This is a genomic window from Pseudomonas sp. AS2.8, from assembly GCF_014190935.1.
Classification (GTDB): domain Bacteria; phylum Pseudomonadota; class Gammaproteobacteria; order Pseudomonadales; family Pseudomonadaceae; genus Chryseomonas.
On sequence record NZ_JACHVV010000003.1, the window covers coordinates 83,676 to 109,496 of the forward strand.

Genomic DNA, 25,821 nt, shown 5'->3' on the forward strand with positions numbered 1-25,821 from the left:
GCCTCGCTTGGACGAGGCCATGGCCCGGTGGGGCTGACTGAGACAGCTCCATCGTCGAAGCCCAGCAGCAGAGCCTGCCTGTTGGGCTTCGCTGCGCTCAACCCAACCTACGAAAGCTCGTCGTAGGTTGGGTTTAGACGGCTCCCTCGTCGAAGTCCAACGGATACACGAATGGCGGGCTTCGCTGCATTCAGCTCAGCCCGACGTCTCCTCAGCCTATGGTCATCAGACTGGCATTGCCGCCGGCCGCTGCCGTGTTCACGCTCAGGGCGCGCTCGATGAGCAGGCGCTCCAGCGGAATAGCGGTCTCGCCACGGGCCAGACCCTGGACACCGACGATGGGACCACTGCGCTTGGCCACCTGCTGGCAGACCTGGCGCAACTGATCGGAATCGCCGTGGTGCAGGACCGCTTCGAAGGCGACCTCGTCCTTGCGCCAATCGGCTGCCACCTGGACCCGCGTGCGCACGGCGTGCGGCAGACGCGTCAGGAGCGTCTTGTGCGCCTCCTCGACCAGCGCCGTGCTGCCCACCGCCATGACCGCCGCCAGTTGCAGCAGCAGATCGCTGTCGTCGGCCGCCAGGCACAGCACCCGGCTGCGCGGCAACAGGCTGTAGCTGTTGCGTTCACCGGTCGGGCCCGGCAGCAGGCGGGTCAGGCCGCTCAGGGATTCCTCGGCGAATCTCAGGCAGGCCTGTTCCAGCTCGCCCAGGCCTTGCTGCCTGGCCCAGTCGTGCAGGGCGCCCAGCGGATTGCCGGCCTGCTGCCGCAGGGCATCGCGCACCTGCCATTCGGCCTCGCCGGTGCTGCCCTTGGCCAGGGCCACGGCGGGATCGCCATCCGGACGGGTGCTGAGCAGGCGATAGAGATAGAGCGGGCCACCGGCCTTGGGACCGGTGCCCGAGAGGCCTTCACCGCCGAAGGGCTGCACCCCGACCACCGCGCCGACCATGTTGCGGTTGACGTAGAGGTTGCCGGCATGGGCGCGCTCGATCACCTTGGCGATGGTCTCGTCGATGCGGGTGTGCACGCCGAAGGTCAGGCCGTAGCCGGTGGCGTTGATCTGGTCGATGACCTTGTCCAGGTCCTTGCGGCCATAGCGCACCACGTGGAGCACCGGCCCGAAGACCTCGCGACCCAGTTCGGCCAGACTCTCCAGCTCGATCAGAGTGGGCATGACGAAGGTGCCGCGGTGGATGGCATCGCCTTCCACACGACCGCCCTGATGGACCCGGCGGCCTTTGCCTCTCAGGGTCTGGATGTGCTTGTCGATGGTGGTCTTGGCCTCGCCGTCGATCACCGGGCCGATGTCGATGGCCAGGTTCTCCGGGTTGCCCAGTCGGCATTCGGCCATGGCGCCCTTGAGCATTTCCAGCACGCGATCGGCCACGTCGTCCTGCACGCAGAGCACGCGCAGGGCCGAGCAGCGCTGACCGGCGCTGTCGAAGGCGGAAGCGACCACGTCGGTCACCACCTGCTCGGCCAGCGCCGAGGAGTCGACGATCATGGCGTTCTGGCCACCGGTCTCGGCGATCAGCGGGATCGGCCGGCCCTGGGCGTCCAGGCGTCCGGCGATGTTGCGCGCCAGGATCTGGGCCACCTCGGTGGAGCCGGTGAACATCACGCCCTTGACCCGCACATCGTTGACCAGGGCGGCGCCGATGGTGGAGCCCTCGCCCGGCAGCAGTTGCAGCACGCCTTCGGGGATGCCGGCCTCCATCAACAGGCGCACGGCCTGGGCGGCGATCAGCGGAGTCTGCTCGGCCGGCTTGGCCAGCACGGTGTTGCCGGCGGCCAGGGCCGCGGCGATCTGGCCGCTGAAGATGGCCAGGGGGAAGTTCCAGGGACTGATGCAGACCACCGGACCCAGGGGACGGTGGCTGTCGTTGGCGAAGTCACGACGCACCAGGGCGGCGTAGTAGCGCAGGAAGTCCACCGCCTCGCGCACCTCGGCGATGGCGTTGGCGTAGGTCTTGCCGGCTTCGCGCACCAGCAGGCCCATCAGCGGCTGCAGTTGCGCCTCCATCAGTTCGGCGGCGCGATCCAGGGCCGCGGCGCGCTGCTCGGGCGGGGTGGATTGCCAGATGGGCGCGGCGGCCAGGGCTTCTTCCAGGGCGATGTCGACATCGGCGCGAGTGGCGTTGCTGACCTGGCCGACGCGATCGCGGCGATCGGCCGGATTGAGCACCGGTTGCGGAATCGACGGCTCGCTGGCGCGACCCAGCAGCGGGCGGGCTTCCCAGGTGGTGTTGCCACTGGCCAGCAGCGCGGCCGACAGCGACCCCAGGCGGTGCTCGCTGGACAGGTCCAGACCGCTGGAATTGCAGCGCTCGGCACCGTACAGGGCGCTTGGGTGGGGAATGCGCGGATGCGGCAGGCCGATGGCGCCTTCGCTGGTGGACTGCTGCTCGATCTGCACCACCGGATCGGCCACCAGCTCGTCGAGGGAGATGGAGTGGTCGGCGATGCGGTTGACGAAGGAGGTGTTGGCGCCGTTTTCCAAGAGGCGGCGGACGAGATAGGCCAGCAGCGTCTCGTGGGTGCCCACCGGGGCATAGATGCGGCACGGCCGCGCCAGCTTGCCGTCCTTGACGCTGCCCACCACCTGCTCGTACAGCGGCTCGCCCATGCCGTGCAGGCACTGGAATTCATACTGGCCGGGGTAGTAGTTCTGCCCGCCGAGCTGGTAGATGGCCGCCAGGGTGTGGGCGTTGTGGGTGGCGAATTGCGGATAGATGGATTCCGGCGCCGCCAAGAGCTTGCGGGCGCAGGCCAGGTAGGCCACGTCGGTATAGACCTTGCGGGTATAGACCGGATAGCCCTCCAGGCCTTCCACCTGGGCGCGCTTGATCTCGCTGTCCCAGTAGGCGCCCTTGACCAGTCGGATCATCAGGCGGCGACGACTGCGCCGGGCCAGGTCGATCAGGTAGTCGATCACCAGCGGGCAGCGCTTCTGGTAGGCCTGGATGACGAAGCCGATGCCGTTCCAGCCGGCCAGTTGCGGTTCGAAGGACAGGCGCTCCAGCAGATCCAGGGAGATCTCCAGGCGGTCGGCTTCCTCGGCGTCGATGTTCAGGCCGATGTCGTAGCGCTTGGCCAGCAGGGTCAGCTCCAGCAGGCGCGGATAGAGCTCGCTCATCACCCGGTCGTACTGGGCGCGGCTGTAGCGCGGATGCAGCGCCGACAGCTTGATGGAGATGCCGGGGCCTTCGTAGATGCCGCGACCGTGGGAGGCCTTGCCGATGGAATGGATGGCCTGCTCGTAGGAGGCCAGGTAGCGACGGGCGTCGGCCTCGGTCAGGGCGGCTTCGCCAAGCATGTCGTAGCTGTAGCGGAAGCCCTTCGCCTCGAACTTGCTGGCGTTGGCCAGGGCTTCGGCGATGGTCTCGCCGGTGACGAACTGCTCGCCCATCAGGCGCATGGCCATGTCCACGCCCTTGCGGATCACCGGCTCGCCGCTCTTGCCGATGAGGCGATTGAGCGAACTGGTGAGGCCGGCCTCGTTGTGGGTCGACACCAGGCGCCCGGTCAGCAGCAGGCCCCAGGTGGCGGCATTGACGAACAGCGAGGGGCTGTTGCCCAGGTGCGGCTGCCAGTTGCCGGTGCTGATCTTGTCGCGGATCAGGGCATCACGGGTGCCCTTGTCCGGGATGCGCAGCAGGGCTTCGGCCAGGCACATCAGCGCGACGCCCTCCTGGGAGGACAGCGAGAATTCGCGGAGCAGACTCTGCACCATTCCGGAGCGCCCGGTTGCACCCTTGGCATTGCGCAGCTTCTCGGCGATGCGATGGGCCAGCTCGTGGGTGGCCTTGGCCTGAGCCACGGGCAGGCGCGCCTGCTCCAGCAGCAGCGGCAGCAGTTCTTCTTCCGGCCGGCGATAGGCGGCGGTGATGGCCGAGCGCAGCACGGACTGCGGCAGGATGCTCTCGGCGAATTCGAGGAACGGCTGATAGACCGGATCGGCCAGCGCCTCGACGGCTTCGTTGTCGCCTTCGGCCAGACGCTGGGCGATGCCCTGCAGATCGGCCAGGGTCGCACCGCTTTCCAGGGTTTCCAGATAGGTATAGATGGCCTGCTTGATCAGCCAGTGGGGCGTCCGATCGATACGGCGCGCGGCTTCCTTGAGGCGATCGCGGGTGGCTTCGTCGAGCTTTACGCCCAGGGTAGTGGTGGTGGCCATGCGCAGATCCTCAAGCAGAAGGCGTCGAAATTCGGCGCAGCTTAGCGCCGCCCGAAATAAAAGTGCAACTAGGTGCAACCTGCAAGGTTCTACCGTCGATCCGGTTGCACCAGCAACGGGGTAACAGAACGGAGAGCTATGCAGAGATCAGGCCAAGGGTTGCTACCGGGTTGAACCCCTGCCACCGGGGAGCTCGCCAGACGGAAAGGGACGAAGGCAGATCGTTAGCCTGGCAAGTGTTACCAGGCTTCACACCGACGCGAGGGCTTCAGGCCAGGGACGGAAAATGCGGCAATACGAATTCGCCCAGCTCCTGGACCACTTCGCTGGCTGGACGCCGTGAGGGCCGCAGGTTGAGGGCCAGGTGATTGACCCCTGCGTCCTGCAACTGCGAGAGGTAGTCCACCAGCGCCCGTCGCCCGCAGGACAGTCCTGCATGGATGGGCCGAGGCGGCTGGGCCGGATCGCTGGCCAGCTCGAAGAACAGCCCCTGGGCGAAGGGCTTGAACAACTCGCGCCCCCCGATCTCGTCCAGCGCCTCGCGCCAGACCCGCGTCAGGGCCGGGACGTGTTCGGCGGGCACGAAGTAGTAGAACCAGCCATCGGCCTTGGCGGCGATCCAGTCCACCGTCTGCCGACTGCGCCCGGTGACCAGCGCCGGGATGCGACCATGCACCGGTTTGGGTACCAGGTCGGCCAGCCCCTGCAGATCGCCGAAGCGGCGAAAGGCCCCGAGCGGGAAAGGGGTCTCGCCGGCCAGGCGAAACATCTCGAAGGCATCGCGAAAGCGCTCGCCCCGCCGCTCGAATTCGCTCTCCAGACCAAAGGCCGGGTACTCCACCGGACGATCGCCGGACGCCACGCCCAGCACCAGCCGGCCATCGCTCAACTGGTCGACCGAGGCCGCCATCTTCGCCAGGTGCAGCGGATGGCGCAGGGTGATGACGGCGCTGCCGGTGGCCAGCGTCAGGTGCTGGGTGATGCCCGCCAGATAACCCAGATAGGTGAAGGGCTCGAACACCTGGCCGGCATCGTTGAAGCCAGGGTCGTAGAAGGGCACGTCGCGCGCCCAGAGCGCCGCGAAGCCCAGCTGGTCGGCCAGCCGCGCCAGGCGCGCGTGGTCGCGCAAGGTCGGCATGGGATCGTCGGGATAGCCTTCCAGCGGCAGCAGAAAGCCCAGGGTCAGGCGACCCGGCGCGAACAGTCGCGAAAAGCCCGGATGCTGCAGAAAGGCGCGGCGACGCTCCGTGGTGGACATGGGGATTCCTTGCCGGAGAGGGAAAGCGGATGACCTTTCTATGGAGTCTAGCGCCCTTCCAGGGTTCGCCGGACAACCGATAGGAACGAAACACGGTTCATCCCTGCCATTGAAGGCTGCACCTGCCAGCTGTGAGGGGGTGACGCCTCCAGACAGCCTTCCTCGGCGGGTTCAAACCTGCAGAGCTTGATATTCGACCTTTGCCTCCAGAAGTAAAGAAAGACTAATAAAAAAGTAGCCTATCAAAAATAACACCACTTATTCACTCCAACTTCGAGTCGCACTTTGAAAAATCAATAGTCATCAAGGGCAGAAGTCAATAGTCAGCCAAATAATTGGAAATCTTCATATCCCCACAAATAGACTTACCATTACTTAAATATTGTAAATATAAGAATTTCCCGTATTACCCTCAGCTAGAATCCGACGCCTATCTTTTCTCTCTTCAAACCCCGGAACTTTCCGCCGAACATCGGGAATAGCCCCATGCAAATGAGCAACATGAGTGTTCGTACGAAGCTGTCTTACGGTTTTACCGCCCTGATCATCCTGACCCTGGCCATTGCCTATGCCGGCTGGGATGGCATCCAGGCCCTGGGACGACGTGGTAATCTCATCGAGCAGTTCACCCAGATCGGCCTGCTCACCCGTGACATGCGTAATGCCCGTACGGACTTCGCTCTGCTGCCGGAAGCGGATCAGGCCAATCGCTGGAAGCTGGCCATCGATGCCCTAGAACAGCAGCTGCAGGAAGCTCGCCCCCTGTTCAGACGCCCCCAGAGCCAGGCACTGCTGGCGCGTACCGAGCAGACCCTCAAGGAATATCGTGACCTCTATCAGCAGACGCTGAAGGTGACCCAGGATCGCACCACCACGGTGCAAGGTATCCGTGATACCGGCGACACCATGGACAAGCGCCTGCAGGAGGCTTCCACCGCACTGGACAGCGAGATCAACGATGGCGGTCTACAGCTGCCGCCCCTGCTGGCGGCGCTGCAAAAGCTGCGAATCGATCTGCGCGTCTACGTGCTCAAGCCTGCCGGTCAGCAGCAGGAGGCCCTGCAGGCTTCCTTGAGCCGGGTTGGCAACGTGCTCAAGGCCCTGCCAGCCAGCAACACCTCGACCTCGAGCTTGCAGCAGTTGCCAGGGCTCTACGACGACTATCAGCGTCAGGTGCAAAAGCTGTTCAGTATCCAGAAGCAGTATGAAGACGCGGATCAGGGTCTCTATCAGCGCATCCAGGCGCTGCTCAAGACCGCCGATGAGATGAAGCAGGTGCAGAACCAGTTCCGCCTCGGCGACATTCGCGACGCCAAGCTCATGCTCCTGGGCGGCCTGCTGCTGGCGGTGCTGCTCAGTCTGATCGCGGCCTGGATCATCACCCGCTCCATCGTGGCTCCGCTGCGCCAGACCCTGGCGACCGTGGAGCAGCTTGCCGCCGGTGATCTGACTGTCCAGACCCTGACGGATCGCAAGGACGAGCTCGGCCAGTTGCAGGCGGCCATGCACCGCATGATCGTCAATCTGAGCGATCTGATCCGCGAACAGAAGGATGGCATCGTCCAGGTGGCCAGCGCCGCCGAAGAACTCTCCGCCATCACCGAGCAGACACGCGCTGGCGCCTCGGCGCAGAAGATGGAGACCGAGCAGATCGCCACCGCCATGCAGCAGATGAGCGCCACCATCAATGAGGTGGCGCGCAATGCCGAACAGGCGTCGACGACCGCCCGCGAGGCTACCCTCAAGACCCGCGAGGGCGACGAGATGGTCAATCAGGTCGCCACCCAGATCCAGACCCTGGCCCAGGAAGTGGACAGCACCCAGGCCACCATGGAGTTGCTCAGGCAGGATGCCGACCGCATCGGCGGCGTGCTGGACGTGATCAAGGCGGTCGCCGAGCAGACCAATCTGCTGGCGCTCAACGCCGCCATCGAGGCCGCTCGCGCCGGTGAGGCCGGACGCGGCTTCGCCGTGGTCGCCGACGAGGTGCGCGGCCTGGCGCAGCGTACGCGCTCCTCCACCGACGAGATCGCCAGCCTCATCACCCGGCTGCACGGCAGCACCGACAAGATGAGCGCCGCCCTGGACCGCAATATCCAGCTGACCGGTGACAGCGTCGACCTGACCCGCCAGGCGGGCGTGGTCCTGGGCAGCGTCAGCAGTGCGGTGAGCGAGATCGAGGCCATGAACGAGCAGATCGCCACCGCGGTCGAGCAGCAGAGCGCGGCCAGTGAAAACATCGGCCGCAGCGTGGCCAAGGTCCACGAAGTCGCCGACCAGACCGCCGCCGCCACCGAGAAAACCGCCGGCTCCAGCACCGAACTGGCCAACCTGAGCCTGCAGTTGCAAGAGCTGACGGCGCGCTTCAAGGTCTGAGGCCTGTCCGGCTCTCGCTCCGCCGACGACGACAGAAACTCCTGGCCTGCCCTCGTCGTGGACAGAAACCCCCGGGCGTCGATGCCCGGGGCGCTCATTCAGGCATGGCGTCACAGGATGCCTTCCCTCTGCACTTCGGCGAAACTTCGACCAGGCAAAAGCCTAGAGCGAAAGAAGTCCTGCTATCGGGTGGATAACCAACTGCGAAGTTATGGGAGTAATGAATACTTCATCCTGACCGAAGTTCATCAGCGTTTGGACGAAGAGAATCTTCAACAGTCATAACGTGAAACAAGAGCGCCACGCCCCGCCATCCTTTAATCGGTTTAACGATATCCCTTATCTTCAGCTGATCGCTCCATCTGACATTCAGGTGTTTGTCACCGAACCGCTCTATAGAGCCTGCACAGGACTCTCGACGTCACTACCGCGGCAAGGCATGGCGTATTGCCGAGCACCTGCAACGAACGCTTTCCCAGCGCCGCTGCTGCTCAACCCTGGTCATCGTTCCGGTGATCCGCCCGCACCTGCAATCGCGGCCAGCGCCTGAGCCAGCCCTTGGTCGCGAGCCGCTGGCGAAAGGCAGCGGGCCGGGGCCGCCAGGGATTAAGCGTGACATGCAGGGCAAAGAGCCCTTCCTGGGCGAAGGGACTGACCACTTCGAGTTCGCCTTCGGCGGTCAGGCGCGCGGCCAGGGCAGACTCTACCTCGACCCAAAAACGCATGGCATCCAGGCTATCGCCATAGGGCACATCGTCATTGCGCAGGTGCATGGCGGCTTGATTGCGTACCGACCAGGGCCAACCCGGCGCCCGCTCCAACAGCAGCGTTTCGATCTCCCTGTCCCGCTCGGGTCGGCAGTCGGTCGCGTCGAAATAGATGACATCCAGATCCGCCAGCGGCGTCGACTCGGCATGGCCATGCAGCCGATCCCAGACCAGATTGCGCACGAAGCCCGCAGCCAGCCAGGCGTCGGGCAGGTGCAGGTCGGCGAGGACGCGCAGCAGGCGCAGACGCTCGGCATCGGCCTTCAACCAGGACCGGATCTGGGAACACATGGGGGTCATGGCAGGACTGGTCAGTCTTGAAATCCCGAAGATGACCGCCTGCACCGCCTTTCGCAACGCCCATCGCCAATAATCGCAATAACTTTTAGCTCTCTTAAGTTTTACCAGCAGATGTCGAAAATGTGACGGCTTCGCTTATTTACGTTTGCGAGGCCAACAGGACGTGGTGACCGGTCAGGACATGACCACTGGCAGCCCCCGCTGAAAAGAGGGCGCCGCACCTCGCTGCTCGCTACTGCCCAAGCTTTCCGAGGTGTGGATGTTTCGTAACCTGTCGCTGACGCTCAAGCTGTCGCTGCTGCCCGCGGCCGCTCTGCTGGGCCTGCTGCTCTACGTGGCCTATACCTCCGCCCAGCTGGCCGGCAACGATCAACGCCTCGACCAGCTGGAAAACCACAGCTATCCGCTGCTGGAAAAGGCCGACGCCGTACTCTTCCAGTTCTCCCGCTTGCCCGGCCTGTTCAACAGCGCGGTGACCGCCAGTGAGCTGGAAACCCTGGGCGAGGCGCGCAAGGTGGTCGACGACATCGACAGCCGCCTGCAGGAAATGGCCGACCTCACCCGCCAGACCTCGGCGCGCAACGACGAGATCTCCGGCTGGCGCCAGGGCATCCATCGCTATGCGGACAACGCCCTGGGCGCCTCCGAGCAGCTGATCAAGGGCAGCGGATCCTTCGACTCCCTGCGGCCCAATCTGGACCGCATGGCCACGGATCTCGCCGCTGCCCAGCAACTGGGCACCACCCTGCGCAGCCATGCCTATACCGACTTCCAGCAGACCCTGGCCCAGGCCCGCGACCAGAATGCCGACACCACCCGGGTCGGCATCTGGCTGAGTCTGCTGCTGGTGGTGATCCTGGCCGGCGCCGCCGTGCTGACCATCCGCAGCGTGCTCGGCAGCGTGCGTGAGGTGATCACCTCGCTGCGCGCCATCGCCGAGGGCGACGGTGACCTCACCCGCCGCCTGCAGGTCGGCTCGCGGGACGAGATCGGCCAGATGACCGCGCTGTTCAACGTCTTTCTCGATCAGCTGCAGGGCACCATCAAGGCCATCGTCGATGCCGCCCATCCGCTGGGCCAGGTGTCCGGCGAGCTGTATAGACTCACCCAGACGGTAGAGAACAACGCCCGTTCCCAGCAGGGTCACACCGAGTCCATCGGCCGTGACATCCAGACCATGAACACCAACCTGCACGAGGTGGCCGATCGCTCGCGCGAGGCCGCCGACCAGGCCTCCGCCGCGGCCGAGCAGTCCGCCGCCGCCCGTACCAGCATCGGCCAGCTGTCGCGCAACATGGGCGAACTGGACGACAGCGTGCGCCAGTCGGCCGAGTCCATGCAGCAGCTGGAACAGGAAACCCGCCAGGTCGGGCTGGTGCTGGACGTGATCAAGTCCATTGCCGAGCAGACCAATCTGCTGGCGCTCAACGCCGCCATCGAGGCCGCGCGCGCCGGTGAACAGGGCCGCGGCTTTGCCGTGGTGGCCGACGAGGTGCGCAATCTGGCGCAGAAGACCGCGCGCTCCACCGCCGAGATCCAGCAGATCATCGAACGCCTGCAGGGCAACGCCCAGCGCGTGCTGCAGGCCATGCAGGGCAGCCATACCCAGGCGCAGGTCAGCGCCAGCAGCTCCCAGGCCGCCACCGCCATGCTCGAAGGCATCGCCCAGGCCGTGGCACGCATCAACGACTACAACGCTCAGATCGCCCTGCTCACCGGCGAGCAGCTGAGTCTTTCCGATTCGATCAGCAGCGACACCCGCCGCCTGCAGAGCGATACCCAGTCCAGCGCGGACAGCACCACCGCAACCGCCCGCATGGGCGAGCAGCTGGTGGTGGTCGACACCGATCTCCGGCAGGCGACCTCGCGCTTCCGCATCTAGCTATCCCTTTACCGCCTTTCCCTATACCGAGAAACCTCTAGGAGCATTTCCATGGCTTTTGCACGTCTGCTCGCCTTCGGCGCGGCCCTCACCTGCGCGGGATCCGCGCTCGCCCTCGATCAGGGTGACTATCGCTTCAACGGCTTCGGCACCGCCGGCATCACCCACCTGGGCGGCGAAGACGACGGCCGCAGCTTCGGCATCAATGGCCAGACCAACGACCACTGGCGCGGCGATCAGCTGAGCAAGCTGGGCGGCCAGTTCCAGTACGGCCTGACCGACAAGCTGGATGCCACCGTGCAGGTCACCGCCAAGGCCGAGCAGGACCAGTGGAAGGCCAACCTGGAATGGGCCTACCTGGCCTTCCACGCCACCGACAACCTGACCTTCCGCGCCGGCCGCCTGCGCACGCCGGTGTTCATGTATTCCGAGACCCTGGACGTGGGTATCACCTACCCCTGGCTGCGCCTGCCCGACGAGGTCTACAGCCAGGTGCAGGTCTCCAACTACGAAGGCGCCGATGCCCTCTGGAGTCTGCCGGTCGCCTTCGGCACCCTGAACTTCCAGGTGAGCGGAGGCCAGGCGGTCAATCGCAACTACTTCGTCAACGACGACCTCTACGACATCGACTACAAGCGCATCGCTGCCGCCAACGTCAGCCTGGCGACCAACGAGTACGGCACCGTGCGCCTGGCCTACACCGAGTCCAGCATCGACCTGCACTATCCGCTGCTGACCTTGGACGATCAGAAGGGCAAGTTCACCTCGCTCGGCTACCAGTACGACAACGGCACCTGGCTGACCAGCAACGAATGGACCCGCCGCGTCATCGAGGGTGACAACCAGGGCAGCAGCAACGCCTTCTACCTGATGGCCGGGCGCCGCTTCGGTGACTTCCTGGCCCACGTGACCTATGCCCAGCTAGACGAGGAACGCGCCGGTCGCCAGAGCTCCTGGACCTACGGCCTGAACTACAACATCACCCCCAGCCTGGTGCTCAAGAGCGAATACAAGCGCGTCGACACCACCGGCGGCTACAGCGGCACCTTCGTCAAGACCGACAACGAGAGCATCGCCAATGCCGTCTACGACCGCAGCGGTGGTCGCTTCGGCGCGCCGGCGCGCAACTTCGACGGCGACATCATCAGCGTCGGCCTCGACTTCATCTTCTAAGGAATCCGCCCATGAGTTCTCTCCGCCTGCTCACCGGCGCCGCCCTGCTGTTCAGCGCCAGCCTGGTCCACGCCGAAGTCGCCGTGATCGTCAATCCGGCCGCTGCCAAGACACCCGGCCAGGATGAAGTGGCCAACATCTTCCTCGGCAAGGACAAGTCGCTAAAGGGCGTCGACCAGAAGGACTGGTCGGCCACCAAGGAGACCTTCTATGCCAAGGTCGCCAACAAGAACGAAGCCCAACTGAAGTCCTACTGGTCGGGCCTGGTGTTCACCGGCAAGGGCCAACCGCTGCCCAGCGTGGCCGGCGACGCCGCCGTGGTCGCCCAGGTGGCCGGCGAAGCCGACGCCATCGGCTACGTGGACAAGGCCGCGGTCACCGACAAGGTGAAGGTCCTCTTCACCCTGCAGTGATGGCCGCACCATGAAAAAAGCCGTCTCGCGACGGCTTTTTTCATTTCTACACCGGCCTCAGGCCACCGAGGCGATGCGGTTGCCGGCGCTGGCTTTCTCGACCTTGATGGCGACGAACTTGGAGGTGGGCGTGAAGCTGCCCTCGCCGTAGCTCTCCAGGGGCACCAGCGGATTGGTCTCCGGATAGTAGCCGGCGGCCTGGCCGACCGGGATGTCGAATGGCAAGGCGGTGAAGCCGCGGACTCGGCGCTCGATACCGTCGTCCCACAGGGCGACCAGATCCACCTTCTCGCCGGCGGCCACGCCCAGGCGATCCAGATCGGCCTGGTTGACGAAGACCACGTCGCGCTGGCCCTTCACGCCGCGATAGCGGTCGTCGAGGCTGTAGATGGTGGTGTTGTACTGGTCGTGGGATCTCATCGTCTGCAGGATCAGGTCGGGCTTGATGCCCTGGCGGCGGACCGCGTCCGGCAGCAGGTCATGCAGCAGGGCATTGGCGGCGAAGTTGGCCTTGCCGGTGGGGGTGTTCCACTCCCGGCGCCCGGCCTTGTTGCCCAGGTAGAAGCCACCGGGTGCGGCCAGCCGGGCATTGAAGTCCTGGAAGCCGGGGATGACGTCGGCAATCAGATCGCGGATGCGGTCGTAGTCCTCGATCAGCCAGTCCCAGTCCACCGGGTGGTTGCCCAGGGTGGCCTTGGCCAGCCCGGCGACGATAGCCGGCTCGGACTTCATCTGCGACGACAGCGGCCGCAGGATGCCGGCCGAGGCGTGCACCATGCTGAAGCTGTCTTCCACGGTGATGGCCTGCTTGCCGCCCTTCTGTACGTCCGTCTCGGTGCGACCCAGGCACGGCAGGATCAGCGCCTGCTGGCCGGTCACCAGATGGCTGCGGTTGAGCTTGGTGGCGATGTGCACGGTCAGCCGGCACTTGCGCAGCGCCTTGTGGGTGCGCGGGGTATCCGGGGTGGCCTGGGCGAAGTTGCCGCCCAGGGCGATGAAGACCTTGGCCTGGCCCTGCTCCATGGCGGCGATGGCCTCCACGGTGTTGTGCCCGCGCTGGCGCGGCGGCTCGAAGGCGAAGCGCTTGGCCAGGGCGTCGCTGAGCCAGGCCGGGGCCTTCTCGTCGATGCCCATGGTGCGGTCGCCCTGGACGTTGCTGTGGCCGCGCACCGGGCAGAGACCGGCGCCGGGTCGGCCGATGTGGCCGCAGAGCAGCTGCAGGTTGGCGATCTCCTGCACCGTGGCCACCGAGTGGCGATGCTGGGTGATGCCCATGGCCCAGCAGATGATGACCTTCTCGGCGCGGGCATACATGCGCGCGGCCTGCTCGATCTCGTGCAGCGACAGCCCCGACTGGCGCTCGATCAGCTCCCAGGAAGTGGCGTCGACCTGGGCCAGGTAGTCGTCCATGCCGAGGGTATGGGCAGCGATGAAGTCATGGTCGAAGACGCGCTTGCCACCCTTGGCGGCGGCTTCGCGCTCCCACTGCAGCAGGTACTTGGCGATGCCGCGCAGCGCCGCCATGTCGCCACCCAGGGCCGGGCGGAAGTAGGCGGTGTTGGTCGGCCGCGAGTCGTTGGTCAGCATCTCCAGCGGATTCTGCGGATGCTGGAAGCGCTCCAGGCCGCGCTCCTTGAGCGGGTTGAAGCAGACCACCTGAGCACCGCGCTTCACCGCGTTGCGCAGGGTCTCGATCATGCGCGGATGGTTGGTGCCCGGATTCTGGCCGATCACGAAGATGGCGTCCGCCTCGTCCAGGTCGTGATAGGTCACGGTGCCCTTGCCGACGCCGATGCTGCGGCCCAGGCCGACGCCACTGGCCTCGTGGCACATGTTCGAGCAGTCGGGGAAGTTGTTGGTGCCGTAGGCGCGGACGAACAGCTGATAGAGGAAGGCCGCCTCGTTGCTGGCGCGCCCCGAGGTGTAGAACTCGGCTTCGTCGGGGCTGGCCAGGGCCTTGAGCTCCTTGGCGATCAACGCGAAGGCGGCGTCCCAGGCGATGGGCACATAGCGATCGGTGGCCGCGTCATAGCGCAGCGGCTCGGTCAGCCGGCCCTGGTATTCGAGCCAGTAGTCGCTCTGCTCCAGCAGCGAGGTCACGCTGTGGCGGGCGAAGAAGGCGGCATCGACGCGGCGCTTGGTGGCCTCCCAGTTGACCGCCTTGGCGCCGTTCTCGCAGAACTTCACCAGGCCGTTTTCCGGGGCCTCGCCCCAGGCACAGCCGGGGCAGTCGAAGCCATGGTCCTGGTTGGTCTTGAGCAGCGTGCGCAGATTCTTGAAGGCGTTGCCGCTGTCGAGCCAGAAGTGCACCACGCTCTTCAGGGCGCCCCAGCCGGCGGCGGGGCCTTGATAGGGTTTGAAGGACTGCTGAGGTTTGTTCATGGCGATTCCCGTGGGATCAAGGGGCCACCGGCGCCGGGGCATAGACCCGCGGAGGCGACCGGTGTGGCAGATGGATCAGATTGAGACGATGGCGACGCGCCCACTCCACCGCCAGCCCGGTGGGGGCCGACAGGGTGATGAGGGTGGCGAGTCCGGCCCGCACCGCCTTGTGGATGAGTTCGAGGCTGCAGCGACTGGTGACCACCACGCAGCCCTCGCGCACCGGCTGGCGCTGGCGCAACAGGGCGCCGATCAGCTTGTCCAGCGCGTTGTGGCGGCCGATGTCCTCGCGGCACAGGGTCAGTTCGCCCTGGCCATTGATGAACAGCGCGGCATGCACCGCGCCGCTGCGCTGGCCCAGGTCCTGGGCGGCATCGATGCGCTGGCGCAGGTCGTGCAGGTGAGCGGCCGGCGGCAGCGGCACCTTGCGCAGGCGATCCAGCTGCGGCAGCGCCTGTTCCAGGGCCTCGACCCCGCACAGGCCGCAGCCGCTGGTCCCGGCCAGCTGGCGACGCTGCTGCTTGAGCGCCCAGAAGGTACGGCTGCTGATCTCGACGTCGACATTGAGGGCCTCGCCCACGCGCCGCACCTGGATGCCATAGATGTCGTCGATGGCATCGACGATGCCGGCGCTGAGGCTGAAACCGACCACGTAGTCTTCCACGTCGGCCGGAGTCGCCATCATCACCGCATGGCTGATGCCGTTGTAGGCGATGGCCAGCGCTACCTCCTCGGCCAGCAGCTGTTCACCCCCTACGGCAGGCTGCTCCAGCTCGGCGAAGGCATAGCCGGCGGGGGACGCGGCAACGAGGTCTGGCGATTCCTGGGACATGGGCAAAAACGACCTGCGGCGGTTTGACACAGATCAAAGATTAACCAGCACATCCCGGGGCGTCTAATCGCTATGACCGATGCCTTGATAAACGCTATCTATCACTCCCAGCGTAGAGCGCCTTGACCGCCTGGAAACAGGCATCGGCGACCGCCAGTCGGGGTTCGGTCCGACGAATGAGCAGGCCCAGGGGGGTCAGGGTACGGGCCGTGTCGATGGGGATCAGCCGCGCATGAGGGGTGAGACGATCGAAACCGCCGGCCAGGGGCACCACGGCGCAGCAGAGACCGGCATTGACCGCCTGCAAGAGCAGGTAGACCGCATCGGTCTCCAGCACCGGCTGCGGCGTCAGCCCCAGGCTGCGAAAGCCGTGGTCCACCGACTGGCGGAAATGCATGGCGCCGGTCAGCAGGCCGAGCGGCAATCCGGCCACCGCCTGCCAGTCCAGCGCGGCCTGGTCGAAGCTGAAATGCCGCTCGTCATAGAGCAGGCCCATGCGCGTCTCGGTCAGGGTCAGACTGTCGAAGCGCGCCGGATCCAGGTGCTCCAGGTAGGAGATGCCCAGCTCCAGGCGATTGCTGGCCACGGCTTCGAGGATGCGCTCGGTGCTCAGCACCTGCAGCTGGAAATGCAGCTTGGGGTGCAGCAGGCGCAGGTGCTGCAGCAGCGGCATGGGATCGAAGCTGGCCAGCGGCACCAGGCCGACCCGCAGGGTGCCCACCAGTTGCCCCTGGAAGGCCTGGGCCTCGGCATAGAGACCGTCGTGGGCGGCCATCAGGGTACGCGCCCAGGCGAGGATGCGCTGACCGGCCTCGGTGAAGCCCTCGAAGCGCTGCCCGCGACGCACCAGCTCCACCCCCAGCTCGTCTTCCAGGCCACGCAGGCGCATGGACAGGGTCGGCTGGGTGACGTGACAGCGCGCCGCGGCCTGACCGAAGTGACGCGTCTCGTCCAGGGCGATGAGAAAGCGCAGTTGCTTGATATCCACTGATTACCTCCGGGCGCTCTGCCCCTTCTCCCCCGGGGAGAGAGCCGGGGTGAGGGTAGCCAGGACCGCGGCAGTCCTCACTGCGGCAACAACTCCCGATAGTCCCGCACCGCCTCGAACTCCTCGCTGTCCTTGGGTCCGCGCCGGCTGTCCGGCTCATGGATCGCTAAGAGGTGAGCGACGCCATAGTCGCGGGCGCTGCGCAGGATCGGCAGGTTGTCGTCGATGAACAGGGTGCGCGCCGGATCGAAGGCGAAGTCGGCCTGCAGGGCGTGCCAGAACTGCTGCTCTTCCTTGGGGAAGCCATAGTCGTGGGAGCTGATCAACCGGTCGAAATAGGGCGCCAGCTCGATGCGCTCCAGCTTCAGCGACAGGGAATCGCGGTGCGCGTTGGTGATCAGCGCCACCCGCTTGCCGGCGCGCTGCAGGGCGGCCAGGAAGGTGTCGGCGTCCGGACGCAGGGCGATCAGGTGGGCGATCTCTTCCTTGAGTTCGCGCATGGAAAAGCCCAGCTCGGCGCTCCAGAAGTCCAGGCAGTACCAGGTCAGCTTGCCCTGGTGACTGAGGAACAACGGCTCCAGCTCGGCCTTGGCCAGCGCCAGGGACTGGCCGTGGCGCTCGGCATAGCGCTGCGGCAGGTACTCCAGCCAGAAATGGTTGTCGAAATGCAGATCGAGCAGGGTGCCGTCCATGTCCAGCAACACGGTATCGATACGGCTCCAGTCGAGAGGGGTCATGGTGACTCCGGATCATGTAACAGGCGGGTTATCATACCCGTCCGCCCAGCCCAGGAGCCGTCCATGCGCCAGAAACCCACTGTTCTCGCCCGACAGATCGTGGCCAAGAGCCGTCTGTTCACCGTCGAGGAGATGCAGTTGCGCTTCGCCAACGGCGAGGAGCGCACCTATGAGCGCCTGGCCAACAAGGGCACCGGTCATGGTGCGGTGATGGTGGTGGCCCTGCAGGACGCCACCCGCGCCCTGCTCATCGAGGAATACTGCGGCGGCGTGGAAGACTACGAACTGTCGCTGCCCAAGGGCCTGGTGGAACCGGGCGAGGAGATCCTCGACGCCGCCAATCGCGAACTCAAGGAAGAGGCGGGTTTCGGCGCCCACCAGCTGGAATACCTCACCGCGCTGTCGCTGAGCCCGGGCTACATGAGCCAGCGCATCCACGTGGTGCTGGCCCGCGACCTCTATCCCGAGCAACTGCCGGGCGATGAACCCGAGCCCCTCGAAGTCAGCAGCGTCGACCTGCGCGAACTGTCGCAGCTGGTGCAGAATCCGCGCTTTTCCGAAGGCCGCGCCCTGGCCGCCCTCTACCTGGTGCGCGACCTGCTCACCCAACGCGGAGAACTGCCGGCATGATGGCGCCCGTTTCCATTACCGCTCCGCTGGTGCTCAACGTCATCGACCTGGTGCGCCAGGCCGGCGCGGCCATCCTGCCCCATTGGCGCCAGGGCGTGGCGGTGCGCCAGAAGAGCGACGACTCGCCGGTGACCGCCGCCGACCTCGCCGCCCACCGGGTGCTGGCCGACGGCCTGGCGCGGCTGACCCCGGACGTGCCGGTGCTGTCGGAAGAAGCCTGTGACATTCCCTACGCGGCGCGCAGCGCCTGGGACGTCTGGTGGGTGGTCGATCCCCTGGACGGCACCAAGGAATTCATCGACGGCAGCGAGGAGTTCACCGTCAACGTGGCCCTGGTCGAACGCGGCCAGGTGATCTTCGGCGTGGTCGGCATCCCCACCCGTGACGTCTGCTTCAGCGGCGGCCGCGAACTGGGCGCCTTCCGCATCCAGGGCGAAGACGGCCTCGAGATCGGCGTGCGCACCCAACCGGAAGAGGCCTTCACCGTGGTCGCCAGCCGCCGCCACGGCAGCCCGGCGCAGCAGCGCCTGCTGGAAGAACTGGGCACCACCTTGGGCGAACCCAAGCTGGTCAGCGTCGGCAGCTCGCTCAAGTTCTGCCTCCTGGCCGAAGGCCTGGCCGACTTCTATCCCCGGCTCGCCCCCACCTCCCAGTGGGATACCGCCGCTGCCCAGGGCGTGCTGGAAGGCGCCGGCGGCGAGGTCCTGACCCTTGACGGCCAGCCCCTCACCTACGAGATGCGCGAGTCCTTTCTCAATCCGCACTTCCTCGCCCTGCCCCGCGAGGCTGCCTGGCGGCAGCGGGTGCTGGAGCTGGCCGGGTCGTTGAACGACGCCTGAGGCCGTCAGGCCACCACCTTGGCCAGTTCCGGCACATCGCCGGACAGGCCCAGGGCGCGGCGGACGAACAGCGCCTTGGCTTCGAAATGGCGATCAACCTGCTTGAGCGCGGCGTTGCGCAGCCAGCGCAGCGGCAGGCGGTCGTCCTGGAACAGCCGCTGGAAGCCTTCCATCGCCGCCATCATCGCCAGGTTGTGCGGCATGCGGCGGCGCTCGTAGCGTTCCAGTACCCGCTGTTCGGCGATGGATTCGCCGCGCGCCTGGGCATGGCGCAGTTCCTCGGCCAGCACCGCGGCATCGAGAAAGCCCAGGTTGACGCCCTGGCCAGCCAGCGGGTGGATGACGTGGGCGGCATCGCCGATCAGGGCCAGACCGGGTTCCACATAGCGCTTGGCATGGCGCTGGCGCAGCGGGATGCACAGCCGTGTGTCGCTGCATTCCACCTTGCCCAGGCGCTGCTCGAAGGCCTCGCCCAGGGCCTGGCAGAAGGCGGCGTCGTCCATGGCCATCAGCCGCTCGCCCTGCTTGGGCGTGCAGGACCAGACGATGGAGCACCAGCGGGTATCGCCACCGCGGTCCAGTGGCAGGAAGGCCAGCGGGCCGTCGTCGGTGAATCTCTGCCAGGCGGTGCGCTGGTGCGATTCGGCGCAGCGCACGCTGGTGACGATGGCATGGTGCAGATAGTCCCACTCGCGGGTTTCCAGCCCGGCCAGGCGGCGCACGGCGGAGGTGGCGCCATCGGCGGCCACTACCAGCGGGGCGCGGATCTGGCGGTCGCCGGCCAGTTGCACCAGCCACTGATCGCCTGAGCGGCGCAGCAATTCCAGGCGCGCCTCGGGCAGCAGCAGGACGTTGGCCTCGGCCAGGCGTTCGAGCAGGGCGTCCTGCACCACACGATTCTCGACGATGTGGCCGAGCACCTCGGCATGCACGCTGGCGGCATCGAAATGCACGGCGCCGGTGCCGGAGCCGTCCCAGACGTGCATCGCCTGGTAGGGGCTGACACGCCGCGCCAGGATGCCGTCCCAGGCGCCGAGGCGCTGCAGGATGCGCTGACTGGCCAGCGACAGGGCGCTGACCCGGGGTTCGAAGGGCAGGTCGCTTTCGACCGCGCCGGGGGTGAGCGGGCCGCGGTCGAGCAGCACCACCGACAGGCCGCTGTCGGCCAGGGCCAGGGCCAGGGCGCTGCCGACCATGCCGGCACCGACGATCACCAGATCCGCATGGGTCAGCATGCTCGTTTCTCCTCGCAGGTCAGGGACGGGTACCCAGGCCCATGGCCTGGCGGGCGAAGGCACTCTTGGCCGGCGGGCACAGCTCCAGGCCGACCAGGCCCAGGTTGCGTCCGGCACTGAGCCAGGGCCGGCTGTTGGAAAACAGCCGGGTGATGCGATCGGAAAAGCCGATGGTCAGCTGCTGGTCCAGGCGCTGGCGCTGCAGGTAGTCCTGCAGGGTGGCGAAATCGCCGGGCACCGCGGCGCTTTCCAGCAGGCACTCGGCCAGGCTGTCGACGTCGCGCAGGGACAGGTTGAAGCCCTGGCCGGCGATGGGGTGCAGGCTGTGGGCGGCGTTGCCCAGCACCACCAGGTGCGGGCGGACCTGCTCGTTGGCTTCCAGCAGGGTCAGCGGATAGGCATGGCGGGTACCGACCTGGGTGAAGCTGCCCAGGCGATAGCCCACCGCCTGCTGCAATTCGGCGAGAAAGATGGCAGCGGGCGCCTGTTGCAGTCGCAGGGCCTCGCCGTCCGGCTGGGTCCAGACCAGGGCGCTGCGCTGGCCCGGCAGGGGCAGCAGCGCCAGGGGGCCGTGGGGGGTGAAGCGCTCGAAGGCGCGACCGCCATGCCCGAGGTTGGTCGAGACGTTGGCGATCAGCGCGGTCTGCTCGTAGACCGTCCGCCGCACCTCGATACCCAGGGACTCGCGCAGCGCCGAGCGCCCGCCGTCGGCCAGCACCGCCAGGCCGCACTCCAGGGTCGCGCCGTCGTCCAGCTCCAGGCGATAGCCGTCGGGGATGGGGGTGAGCGTGCGCACCTCGGCCGGGCAGCGCCAATCCACCACCTCGCGATCCAGCGCCTGCCAGAGCACCTGGCCGATCCAGGCGTTCTCCACCACATAGCCCAGCGCCGGCAGATTCTCGTCGCGGGCGAGCAGTTGGGTCACGCCGAAGCGGCCCTGGTCGGAGACCTGGATCTCGCGGATCGCCTCGGCATGCTCGGCCAGGGCGTCCCAGACGCCGAGGCGCTGGTAGATCAGCCGCGAGCCATAGGAGAGCGCCGAAGAGCGGGCATCGTAGCTGGGCTGATAGGTGTCGCCGGGAGCGAAGGGCTCCACCAGCAGGATGCGCCAGCCGCGCGCCTTGGCGCCGGCCTGCAGGGCCAGGGCCAGACTGGCACCCACCAAGCCGCCACCGATGATGGCGATATCAGGACGTTGCATGAGCGTTCTCCCGGCGGTCGCGCGCGGCCGCCATCAAGCCTTCGATCTCCGCGGCCGCCTTGGGCAGGCCGGCGGTCAGCACCTCGCAACCACTGCGCGTCACCAGCACCTCGTCTTCGATGCGGATGCCCAGACCGCGCCATTTGCGCGGCACCTCGGCCTCCACCGGGATGTACAGTCCGGGCTCCACGGTCAGCACCATGCCCGGTTCCAGCATCCGCCACTGATCGCCGATGCGGTATTCGCCGACGTCATGGACGTCCAGCCCCAGCCAGTGACCGGCGCGGTGCATGTAGAACTGCCGACAGGCACCCGCCTCGATCAGGTCGTCCAGTTCGCCCTGGAGCAGGCCCAGGGCCAACAGCCCCTCGGTGATCACCCTGACCGTGGCTTCGTGGGGTTCGTTCCAGTGCCGGCCGGGCGCGACGCAGGCGATGGCGGCCTGGTTGGCGGCCAGCACGATGTCGTACAGCTGCCGCTGCTCCGGCGAGAAGCGGCCATTGACCGGAAAGGTACGGGTCACGTCGCTGGCATAGCATTCCAGCTCGCACCCGGCATCGATCAGCACCAGGTCGCCGTCGCGCAGGGGCGCATCGTTGGCCTGGTAGTGCATGACGCAGGCATTGGCCCCGGCAGCGACGATCGAGCCATAGGCCGCCAGGCGGGCACCGCCCTGGCGGAAGCAATAGTCCAGCTCCGCCTCCAGGTGATACTCGCGCAGCCCCGGTCGGCAGGCCTGGATGGCGCGCAGGTGGGCGGCGCAGGTCAATTCGGCGGCGGCCTTGAGCAGACGCACCTCGGCGGCCGACTTGTACAGCCGGCTGTCGTGCAACAGGGTATCCAGCGCCAGCAGCTCCCGCGGCGGCGAGGCGCCCTGGTCGGCCTTGGCGCGGATCAGTTCGATCCAGTTGAGCAACTGCCGCTCGAATTCCGGGTGGGCGCCCATGGCGTAGTAGACCCGCTCGCGCCCTTCCAGCAGCCCGGGCAGGATGTCGTCCAGATCGCCGATGGGAAAGGCATCGTCGGCGCCATAGTCGGCCAGGGCCCCTTCCTGACCGGCGCGCCGGCCTTCCCAGCGCTCCAGCTCCGCATCCCGCTCGCGGCAGAACAGCAGGTATTCACCGTGGGCCCGGCCGGGAATCAGCACGGCCAGGGCCTCGGGTTCTGGAAAGCCGGTGAGGTACTGGAAGTCGCTGTCCTGGCGATAGGGTTGTTCGATATCGCGATTGCGCAGGCACACCGGCGCGGCGGGCAGCAGGGCGATGCCGCCGTGGCCGATCTCGGCCATCAGGGCGCGGCGGCGACGGGCGAATTCGGCCTTGTGGATCCGCGGCATGGCCGCTCAGTGCACCACGGGCGCGGGTTCGGGAATGGGACCGCGGCCATATTCGCCATAGAGCAGCAGCGGGGCGACACGCAGGTATTCGGTGACTTCCATGAAGTCGTTCTCGCCCTCTTCGCCTTCCTCGGCGGGCTCCTGGATCTGGGCGATGGCCGCCAGGTCCTCGAGCACCTCGCGCGCCTCGCCGGAGACCTCGCCGGTGCGCCCGGAGAGGCCGAAACCGGCCAGGAAGCCCTGGCACCATTGGCCCAGGGCCGCGGTGCGCTCGGCGAGCGGCACCTCGTCCGGCGGCAGCATCAGCACCAGGGCTACCTGCTGGCCGGCGAATTCCTGCTGCACCATGCCCAGCAGACCCGACAGCGCCGCCTGCAGCCGCTCGCCGGGCGCGCCCCCGAGCAGCTCGCTGGCCGCGGCCAGCCAGTCGTTCTCGTCGAAACCCGCGCCCCCGCAGACCCGCCCGAGCAGGTGACCGTGGAGTTCGGCGGGCGAGACCGGCAGCGCGGCCTCGGCGAGCAGGGTTGAGAAGGCGGCGTAGGCGGATGCTGAGCTGGACATGGCGTCGAGGGGAGGCGCTGGCTAGAATGAAGCCTTATCCTACGCGCTGACCCCGCCGGCGGCCAATCTCGTTGCACCCTTCTGGAGCTGTAGCCCTCATGCGCGAGTCTCGCGACACGCCCCTCGACGCCGATCTGGAAGCCCTCGGTGACCGTGTGGAGCGCCTGCTCCTGCGTCTTGAGGAATTGCAGCGGCAGAATCGACAACTGCGCCAGGGCGAGCGCAACTGGCGCCAGGAGCGCGCCGAGTTGATCGAGAAGAACGAATTGGCCAGATCGAAGGTCGAAGCGATGATTTTACGCCTGAAAGCCTTGGAGCAGGACTCATGAGCATCGAGACCGTGACCGTCCAGATACTGGAAAAGGAATATCGCATCAGCTGCCCGGCTGACGAGCGCGCCAACCTGGAGAGCACCGCTCGCTACCTGGACGGCAAGATGCGCGAGATCCGCGGCAGCGGCAAGGTCATCGGCGCCGACCGCGTGGCCGTGATGGCCGCCCTCAACATCACCCACGAACTGCTGCACCGCCAGGACGACGTCAGCCTGGAAGTCAGCAGCACCCGCGAGCGGGTCCGCGACCTGCTGGATCGCGTCGACCGGGCGCTGATCACCGAACACGACACCACCGCCTGACAGCCGAGTGGAGATAGGTGGGGGTTTGCATCCCGGCTCAGGGGCGTATACTGGAGGTCACTCTCTGGTGTGTGCGCCAGTCGGTCATGTCCCCGAGCCGATAAGCAACACCCCGGGGGTTGCTCGTCAGACTGGTGTGCATGTCCGCTACGGCGGAAAGCCTAAAGGTCTACGACTTCTCCCACCTTGAACCAAGGGTTCAAGGGCTACACCGGCAGCGGCATTCCGGAGAGCTCATTTTTTCCATGACCACCCCGCCTTCTCCCGATCTCAGCAGGCCCGCGCTGCGCAAGCTCCTTCGCCAGCGACGTCGCGCCCTCACCCCCGTCCAGCAACGCCAGGCCGCCCGCCAACTCTATCGGCAACTCGCCCAGCATCCGCTTTTTCGCCGTGCCCGGCATATCGCCTTCTATCTGCCCAGCGACGGCGAGATCGATCCGCGTCCGCTGCTCGCAGAAGCCCAGCGTCGCGGCAAGGCCACCTACCTGCCGGTGCTCTCGCGCTGGCCGCGGACGGCGATGATCTTTCAGCGCGTCGGTCGTGGCGAATCCTGGGTGCGCAACCGCTTCGGCATCGCCGAGCCGCGCCCGGATCGGCGCCTGGGTCGGCCGACCTGGGCGCTGAATCTGATCCTGATGCCGCTGGTGGGCTTCGATCCCCAGGGCGGACGCCTGGGCATGGGCAAGGGCTTCTATGACCGCAACCTGGCCTACCTGGCGCGCCGGCGGCAATGGCACAGTCCGCAGCTGATCGGCTGCGCTCATGAATGTCAGAAGGTGGAACGACTGGCACTGGCGGCCTGGGACGTGCCCATGGCGGCCGTGGTGAGCGATGGCGACTGGTACGCTCAACGGATGGGAGAGACTTCCCGCGGCGGCTGAGGGTCGCTGGCATAGCGGGCGTACTGCTGCTGGCTCTGGCGCTGCTCCCAGAAACTCTGGGTGTACCCGGTGGTGACCACGCCCAGGGTAAAGATCAGGACCAGCACCCACAACAGATCAGGTTTGCGTTTCATCGAGCTGGGCCACCCCCTTGCTGGCACCTTTGGGCAGGACAGGACGTCGCCCTGTTATGCTCAGCGCGTACGATCAGACTACATCCGGAATGGGCGGCATTCTGCGACAAGCGGTCGCCCCTTGCAATCGACCAGACCCTTTCCTGGAAGCTCCCGAGCCTCCATTCGTCAGGAGACGAACCGTGGCCTGCTGGCTGTTGAAATCCGAGCCCGATGAATTCTCGCTCACCGACCTGGAACGCCTGGGCCAGGCGCGCTGGGACGGGGTACGCAATTACCAGGCGCGCAACTTCCTGCGCGCCATGGCACCCGACGAGCTGTTCTTCTTTCATCATTCGAGTTGCGCCGAACCAGGCATCGCCGGCATTGGCCGCATCGTCGGCGAGGCCTTCGCGGATCCCACCGCCCTGGACCCCGAAAGCCCCTACCATGCGCCCAAGGCGAGTGCCGCAGACAATCCTTGGACGGCGCGCCAGGTGGCCTTCGTCGAAGCCTTTCCGCGGGTGCTGACCCTGCCGCGTCTGCGCCAGGTGCCGGCGCTCGCCGAGTTCGCCCTGCTGCGCAAGGGCAACCGCCTCTCGGTGATGCCGGTCAGCCCGGCGGAATGGGCGGCGATCGTCGCCGCGGCGCGCGGCTGAGCACTGGCCTCAGGGCTGGATGATCAGGTTGTTGAACAGCAGGTCTTCCACCAGCGGCTTGCCCTCCTCCTGGGTCAGGACGCTCTGCACCTGCTTGAGGGCCTCCTGGCGCAGCTTCTCGCGTGCTTCGACACCGGCCAGGGTCTCGTCGGTCTGCTGGGCGAAGAGCATCACCAGCTGATTGCGAATCAGCGGCTCGTGGAACTCGACCTTATCCTTGGCTTCCTTGCCGGTCATCATCAGGGCGATGTCGGCCTTGTAGTACTTGAGCTTGGGGCCGCTGCCATAGTTGCCGACCAGCGCCGGGGTCAGGTTGTAGAACTCGGTCTTGGGCGCCTCCCCTTCCTTCTTCTCTTCGTTCGCCCAGGCATTGAAGGCCAGGCAGAAGGACAGCAAAACGGCAGCGACGGCTTTCACGGCGAATCCTCTAGAAGTGAATGGCTG

General features: G+C 66.5%; 23 protein-coding genes, 1 other RNA gene and 1 pseudogene. 12 read left to right on the forward strand and 13 right to left on the reverse strand.

From position 1 onward, the window contains the following. Positions 1 to 211: 211 nt before the first annotated feature. Together putA and FHR73_RS12810 are read right to left on the reverse strand one after the other, a co-directional pair. Positions 212 to 4,180 (reverse strand): trifunctional transcriptional regulator/proline dehydrogenase/L-glutamate gamma-semialdehyde dehydrogenase, encoded by a 3,969-nt coding sequence (gene putA, locus FHR73_RS12805; RefSeq protein WP_183631694.1) that lies wholly within the window; start codon positions 4,178 to 4,180, stop codon positions 212 to 214. Positions 4,181 to 4,448: 268 nt separating this feature from the next. Further along, entirely contained in the window at positions 4,449 to 5,438 is a 990-nt protein-coding gene (locus tag FHR73_RS12810; protein ID WP_183631696.1) for an LLM class oxidoreductase, read from the reverse strand. 501 nt (positions 5,439 to 5,939) lie between these two features. Here FHR73_RS12810 and FHR73_RS22815 point away from each other — a divergent pair. Then, a pseudogene (locus tag FHR73_RS22815) lies at positions 5,940 to 6,956 on the forward strand (methyl-accepting chemotaxis protein); the annotation flags it as partial. Between the two features lie 144 nt (positions 6,957 to 7,100). Then, the gene (locus FHR73_RS22820; RefSeq protein WP_409258685.1) at positions 7,101 to 7,814 is read left to right on the forward strand and encodes a methyl-accepting chemotaxis protein; all 714 of its coding nucleotides are present in this window, start codon (positions 7,101 to 7,103) and stop codon (positions 7,812 to 7,814) included. A gap of 491 nt (positions 7,815 to 8,305) precedes the next feature. On the opposite strand, the gene FHR73_RS12820 is transcribed toward FHR73_RS22820, so the two are convergent. Then, a complete protein-coding gene (locus FHR73_RS12820) occupies positions 8,306 to 8,872 on the reverse strand; it encodes a nucleotidyltransferase family protein (protein ID WP_183631705.1) in 567 nt (188 codons plus the stop codon). 268 nt (positions 8,873 to 9,140) lie between these two features. On the opposite strand from FHR73_RS12820, the gene FHR73_RS12825 reads away from it, so the two are divergent. The 3 genes from FHR73_RS12825 to FHR73_RS12835 are packed head-to-tail and all read left to right on the forward strand — an operon-like array spanning position 9,141 to position 12,349. Beyond that, positions 9,141 to 10,763, forward strand: coding sequence for a methyl-accepting chemotaxis protein (locus FHR73_RS12825; protein ID WP_183631707.1), 1,623 nt, complete (start codon positions 9,141 to 9,143; stop codon positions 10,761 to 10,763). A 51-nt stretch (positions 10,764 to 10,814) separates the two neighbouring features. Continuing rightward, the gene (locus FHR73_RS12830) at positions 10,815 to 11,936 is read left to right on the forward strand and encodes a hypothetical protein (RefSeq protein ID WP_183631709.1); all 1,122 of its coding nucleotides are present in this window, start codon (positions 10,815 to 10,817) and stop codon (positions 11,934 to 11,936) included. Between the two features lie 11 nt (positions 11,937 to 11,947). Then, complete coding sequence (locus tag FHR73_RS12835; protein WP_183631711.1) at positions 11,948 to 12,349, forward strand: phosphate ABC transporter substrate-binding protein; 402 nt, start codon at positions 11,948 to 11,950, stop codon at positions 12,347 to 12,349. 57 nt (positions 12,350 to 12,406) lie between these two features. On the opposite strand, the gene FHR73_RS12840 is transcribed toward FHR73_RS12835, so the two are convergent. The 4 genes from FHR73_RS12840 to yrfG all read right to left on the reverse strand — a co-directional run bounded on the left by FHR73_RS12840 (position 12,407) and on the right by yrfG (position 17,288). Beyond that, positions 12,407 to 14,731, reverse strand: a complete 2,325-nt coding sequence (locus tag FHR73_RS12840) for an FdhF/YdeP family oxidoreductase (protein WP_183631713.1) — start codon at positions 14,729 to 14,731, stop codon at positions 12,407 to 12,409. A gap of 16 nt (positions 14,732 to 14,747) precedes the next feature. Continuing rightward, entirely contained in the window at positions 14,748 to 15,563 is an 816-nt protein-coding gene (gene fdhD / locus FHR73_RS12845; protein ID WP_183631715.1) for a formate dehydrogenase accessory sulfurtransferase FdhD, read from the reverse strand. Positions 15,564 to 15,657: 94 nt separating this feature from the next. Then, complete coding sequence (locus FHR73_RS12850; protein WP_183631717.1) at positions 15,658 to 16,551, reverse strand: LysR family transcriptional regulator; 894 nt, start codon at positions 16,549 to 16,551, stop codon at positions 15,658 to 15,660. A gap of 77 nt (positions 16,552 to 16,628) precedes the next feature. Next, positions 16,629 to 17,288: a GMP/IMP nucleotidase gene (yrfG, locus tag FHR73_RS12855; protein ID WP_007161327.1), complete on the reverse strand. Its 660-nt coding sequence runs from the start codon at positions 17,286 to 17,288 to the stop codon at positions 16,629 to 16,631. A gap of 63 nt (positions 17,289 to 17,351) precedes the next feature. Here yrfG and nudE point away from each other — a divergent pair, with 63 nt between their 5' ends. Then, positions 17,352 to 17,918: an ADP compounds hydrolase NudE gene (nudE, locus tag FHR73_RS12860; RefSeq protein WP_183631719.1), complete on the forward strand. Its 567-nt coding sequence runs from the start codon at positions 17,352 to 17,354 to the stop codon at positions 17,916 to 17,918. Further along, on the forward strand, positions 17,915 to 18,757 hold the full coding sequence (gene cysQ, locus FHR73_RS12865; RefSeq protein ID WP_183631722.1) for a 3'(2'),5'-bisphosphate nucleotidase CysQ: 843 nt from the start codon (positions 17,915 to 17,917) through the stop codon (positions 18,755 to 18,757). Before nudE ends, cysQ begins: the two co-directional genes overlap by 4 nt. 5 nt (positions 18,758 to 18,762) lie before the next feature. Here cysQ and FHR73_RS12870 read toward each other — a convergent pair whose 3' ends face one another. From FHR73_RS12870 to FHR73_RS12885, 4 genes are read right to left on the reverse strand one after another with little or no spacing between them, the layout of a single operon-like run. Beyond that, positions 18,763 to 19,992, reverse strand: a complete 1,230-nt coding sequence (locus tag FHR73_RS12870; RefSeq protein WP_183631724.1) for a 2-octaprenyl-3-methyl-6-methoxy-1,4-benzoquinol hydroxylase — start codon at positions 19,990 to 19,992, stop codon at positions 18,763 to 18,765. Positions 19,993 to 20,011: 19 nt separating this feature from the next. Next, positions 20,012 to 21,193, reverse strand: a complete 1,182-nt coding sequence (ubiH, locus tag FHR73_RS12875; RefSeq protein WP_183631726.1) for a 2-octaprenyl-6-methoxyphenyl hydroxylase — start codon at positions 21,191 to 21,193, stop codon at positions 20,012 to 20,014. Then, entirely contained in the window at positions 21,180 to 22,529 is a 1,350-nt protein-coding gene (gene pepP, locus FHR73_RS12880) for a Xaa-Pro aminopeptidase (RefSeq protein ID WP_183631728.1), read from the reverse strand. The genes ubiH and pepP overlap by 14 nt, the downstream gene beginning before the upstream one ends. Positions 22,530 to 22,535: 6 nt before the next feature. Further along, positions 22,536 to 23,090, reverse strand: a complete 555-nt coding sequence (locus FHR73_RS12885; protein WP_183631730.1) for a UPF0149 family protein — start codon at positions 23,088 to 23,090, stop codon at positions 22,536 to 22,538. Positions 23,091 to 23,188: 98 nt separating this feature from the next. Here FHR73_RS12885 and FHR73_RS12890 point away from each other — a divergent pair, with 98 nt between their 5' ends. The 4 genes from FHR73_RS12890 (at position 23,189) to FHR73_RS12905 (ending at position 24,605) form a co-directional block, all read left to right on the forward strand. Beyond that, positions 23,189 to 23,419 carry a TIGR02449 family protein gene (locus tag FHR73_RS12890; RefSeq protein ID WP_007161334.1) on the forward strand — a complete coding sequence of 77 codons (231 nt, stop codon included), beginning with the start codon at positions 23,189 to 23,191 and terminating at the stop codon, positions 23,417 to 23,419. Continuing rightward, positions 23,416 to 23,724: a cell division protein ZapA gene (locus FHR73_RS12895; protein ID WP_007161335.1), complete on the forward strand. Its 309-nt coding sequence runs from the start codon at positions 23,416 to 23,418 to the stop codon at positions 23,722 to 23,724. Before FHR73_RS12890 ends, FHR73_RS12895 begins: the two co-directional genes overlap by 4 nt. Before the next feature lie 58 nt (positions 23,725 to 23,782). Further along, a non-coding RNA gene (gene ssrS, locus FHR73_RS12900) (6S RNA) lies at positions 23,783 to 23,960 on the forward strand. A gap of 9 nt (positions 23,961 to 23,969) precedes the next feature. Continuing rightward, positions 23,970 to 24,605, forward strand: coding sequence for a 5-formyltetrahydrofolate cyclo-ligase (locus FHR73_RS12905; protein ID WP_183631732.1), 636 nt, complete (start codon positions 23,970 to 23,972; stop codon positions 24,603 to 24,605). On the opposite strand, the gene FHR73_RS12910 is transcribed toward FHR73_RS12905, so the two are convergent. After that, a complete protein-coding gene (locus FHR73_RS12910; protein WP_183631734.1) occupies positions 24,572 to 24,739 on the reverse strand; it encodes a hypothetical protein in 168 nt (55 codons plus the stop codon). The two genes, FHR73_RS12905 and FHR73_RS12910, sit on opposite strands and share 34 nt — an antisense overlap. A gap of 182 nt (positions 24,740 to 24,921) precedes the next feature. Here FHR73_RS12910 and FHR73_RS12915 point away from each other — a divergent pair, with 182 nt between their 5' ends. Next, positions 24,922 to 25,377, forward strand: a complete 456-nt coding sequence (locus FHR73_RS12915; RefSeq protein WP_183631741.1) for an EVE domain-containing protein — start codon at positions 24,922 to 24,924, stop codon at positions 25,375 to 25,377. 9 nt (positions 25,378 to 25,386) lie between these two features. On the opposite strand, the gene FHR73_RS12920 is transcribed toward FHR73_RS12915, so the two are convergent. Then, entirely contained in the window at positions 25,387 to 25,794 is a 408-nt protein-coding gene (locus FHR73_RS12920) for a flagellar basal body-associated protein FliL (RefSeq protein ID WP_183631743.1), read from the reverse strand. Positions 25,795 to 25,821: the final 27 nt, after the last annotated feature.

Coding starts and splice junctions, on each gene's coding strand:
- putA (WP_183631694.1), bottom strand. CDS start 4,180: ATGGCCACCACCACTACCCTGGGCGTAAAGCTCGACGAAGCCACCCGC.
- FHR73_RS12810 (WP_183631696.1), bottom strand. CDS start 5,438: ATGTCCACCACGGAGCGTCGCCGCGCCTTTCTGCAGCATCCGGGCTTT.
- FHR73_RS22820 (WP_409258685.1), top strand. CDS start 7,101: ATGCAGCAGATGAGCGCCACCATCAATGAGGTGGCGCGCAATGCCGAA.
- FHR73_RS12820 (WP_183631705.1), bottom strand. CDS start 8,872: ATGTGTTCCCAGATCCGGTCCTGGTTGAAGGCCGATGCCGAGCGTCTG.
- FHR73_RS12825 (WP_183631707.1), top strand. CDS start 9,141: ATGTTTCGTAACCTGTCGCTGACGCTCAAGCTGTCGCTGCTGCCCGCG.
- FHR73_RS12830 (WP_183631709.1), top strand. CDS start 10,815: ATGGCTTTTGCACGTCTGCTCGCCTTCGGCGCGGCCCTCACCTGCGCG.
- FHR73_RS12835 (WP_183631711.1), top strand. CDS start 11,948: ATGAGTTCTCTCCGCCTGCTCACCGGCGCCGCCCTGCTGTTCAGCGCC.
- FHR73_RS12840 (WP_183631713.1), bottom strand. CDS start 14,731: ATGAACAAACCTCAGCAGTCCTTCAAACCCTATCAAGGCCCCGCCGCC.
- fdhD (WP_183631715.1), bottom strand. CDS start 15,563: ATGTCCCAGGAATCGCCAGACCTCGTTGCCGCGTCCCCCGCCGGCTAT.
- yrfG (WP_007161327.1), bottom strand. CDS start 17,288: ATGACCCCTCTCGACTGGAGCCGTATCGATACCGTGTTGCTGGACATG.
- nudE (WP_183631719.1), top strand. CDS start 17,352: ATGCGCCAGAAACCCACTGTTCTCGCCCGACAGATCGTGGCCAAGAGC.
- cysQ (WP_183631722.1), top strand. CDS start 17,915: ATGATGGCGCCCGTTTCCATTACCGCTCCGCTGGTGCTCAACGTCATC.
- FHR73_RS12870 (WP_183631724.1), bottom strand. CDS start 19,992: ATGCTGACCCATGCGGATCTGGTGATCGTCGGTGCCGGCATGGTCGGC.
- ubiH (WP_183631726.1), bottom strand. CDS start 21,193: ATGCAACGTCCTGATATCGCCATCATCGGTGGCGGCTTGGTGGGTGCC.
- pepP (WP_183631728.1), bottom strand. CDS start 22,529: ATGCCGCGGATCCACAAGGCCGAATTCGCCCGTCGCCGCCGCGCCCTG.
- FHR73_RS12885 (WP_183631730.1), bottom strand. CDS start 23,090: ATGTCCAGCTCAGCATCCGCCTACGCCGCCTTCTCAACCCTGCTCGCC.
- FHR73_RS12890 (WP_007161334.1), top strand. CDS start 23,189: ATGCGCGAGTCTCGCGACACGCCCCTCGACGCCGATCTGGAAGCCCTC.
- FHR73_RS12895 (WP_007161335.1), top strand. CDS start 23,416: ATGAGCATCGAGACCGTGACCGTCCAGATACTGGAAAAGGAATATCGC.
- FHR73_RS12905 (WP_183631732.1), top strand. CDS start 23,970: ATGACCACCCCGCCTTCTCCCGATCTCAGCAGGCCCGCGCTGCGCAAG.
- FHR73_RS12910 (WP_183631734.1), bottom strand. CDS start 24,739: ATGAAACGCAAACCTGATCTGTTGTGGGTGCTGGTCCTGATCTTTACC.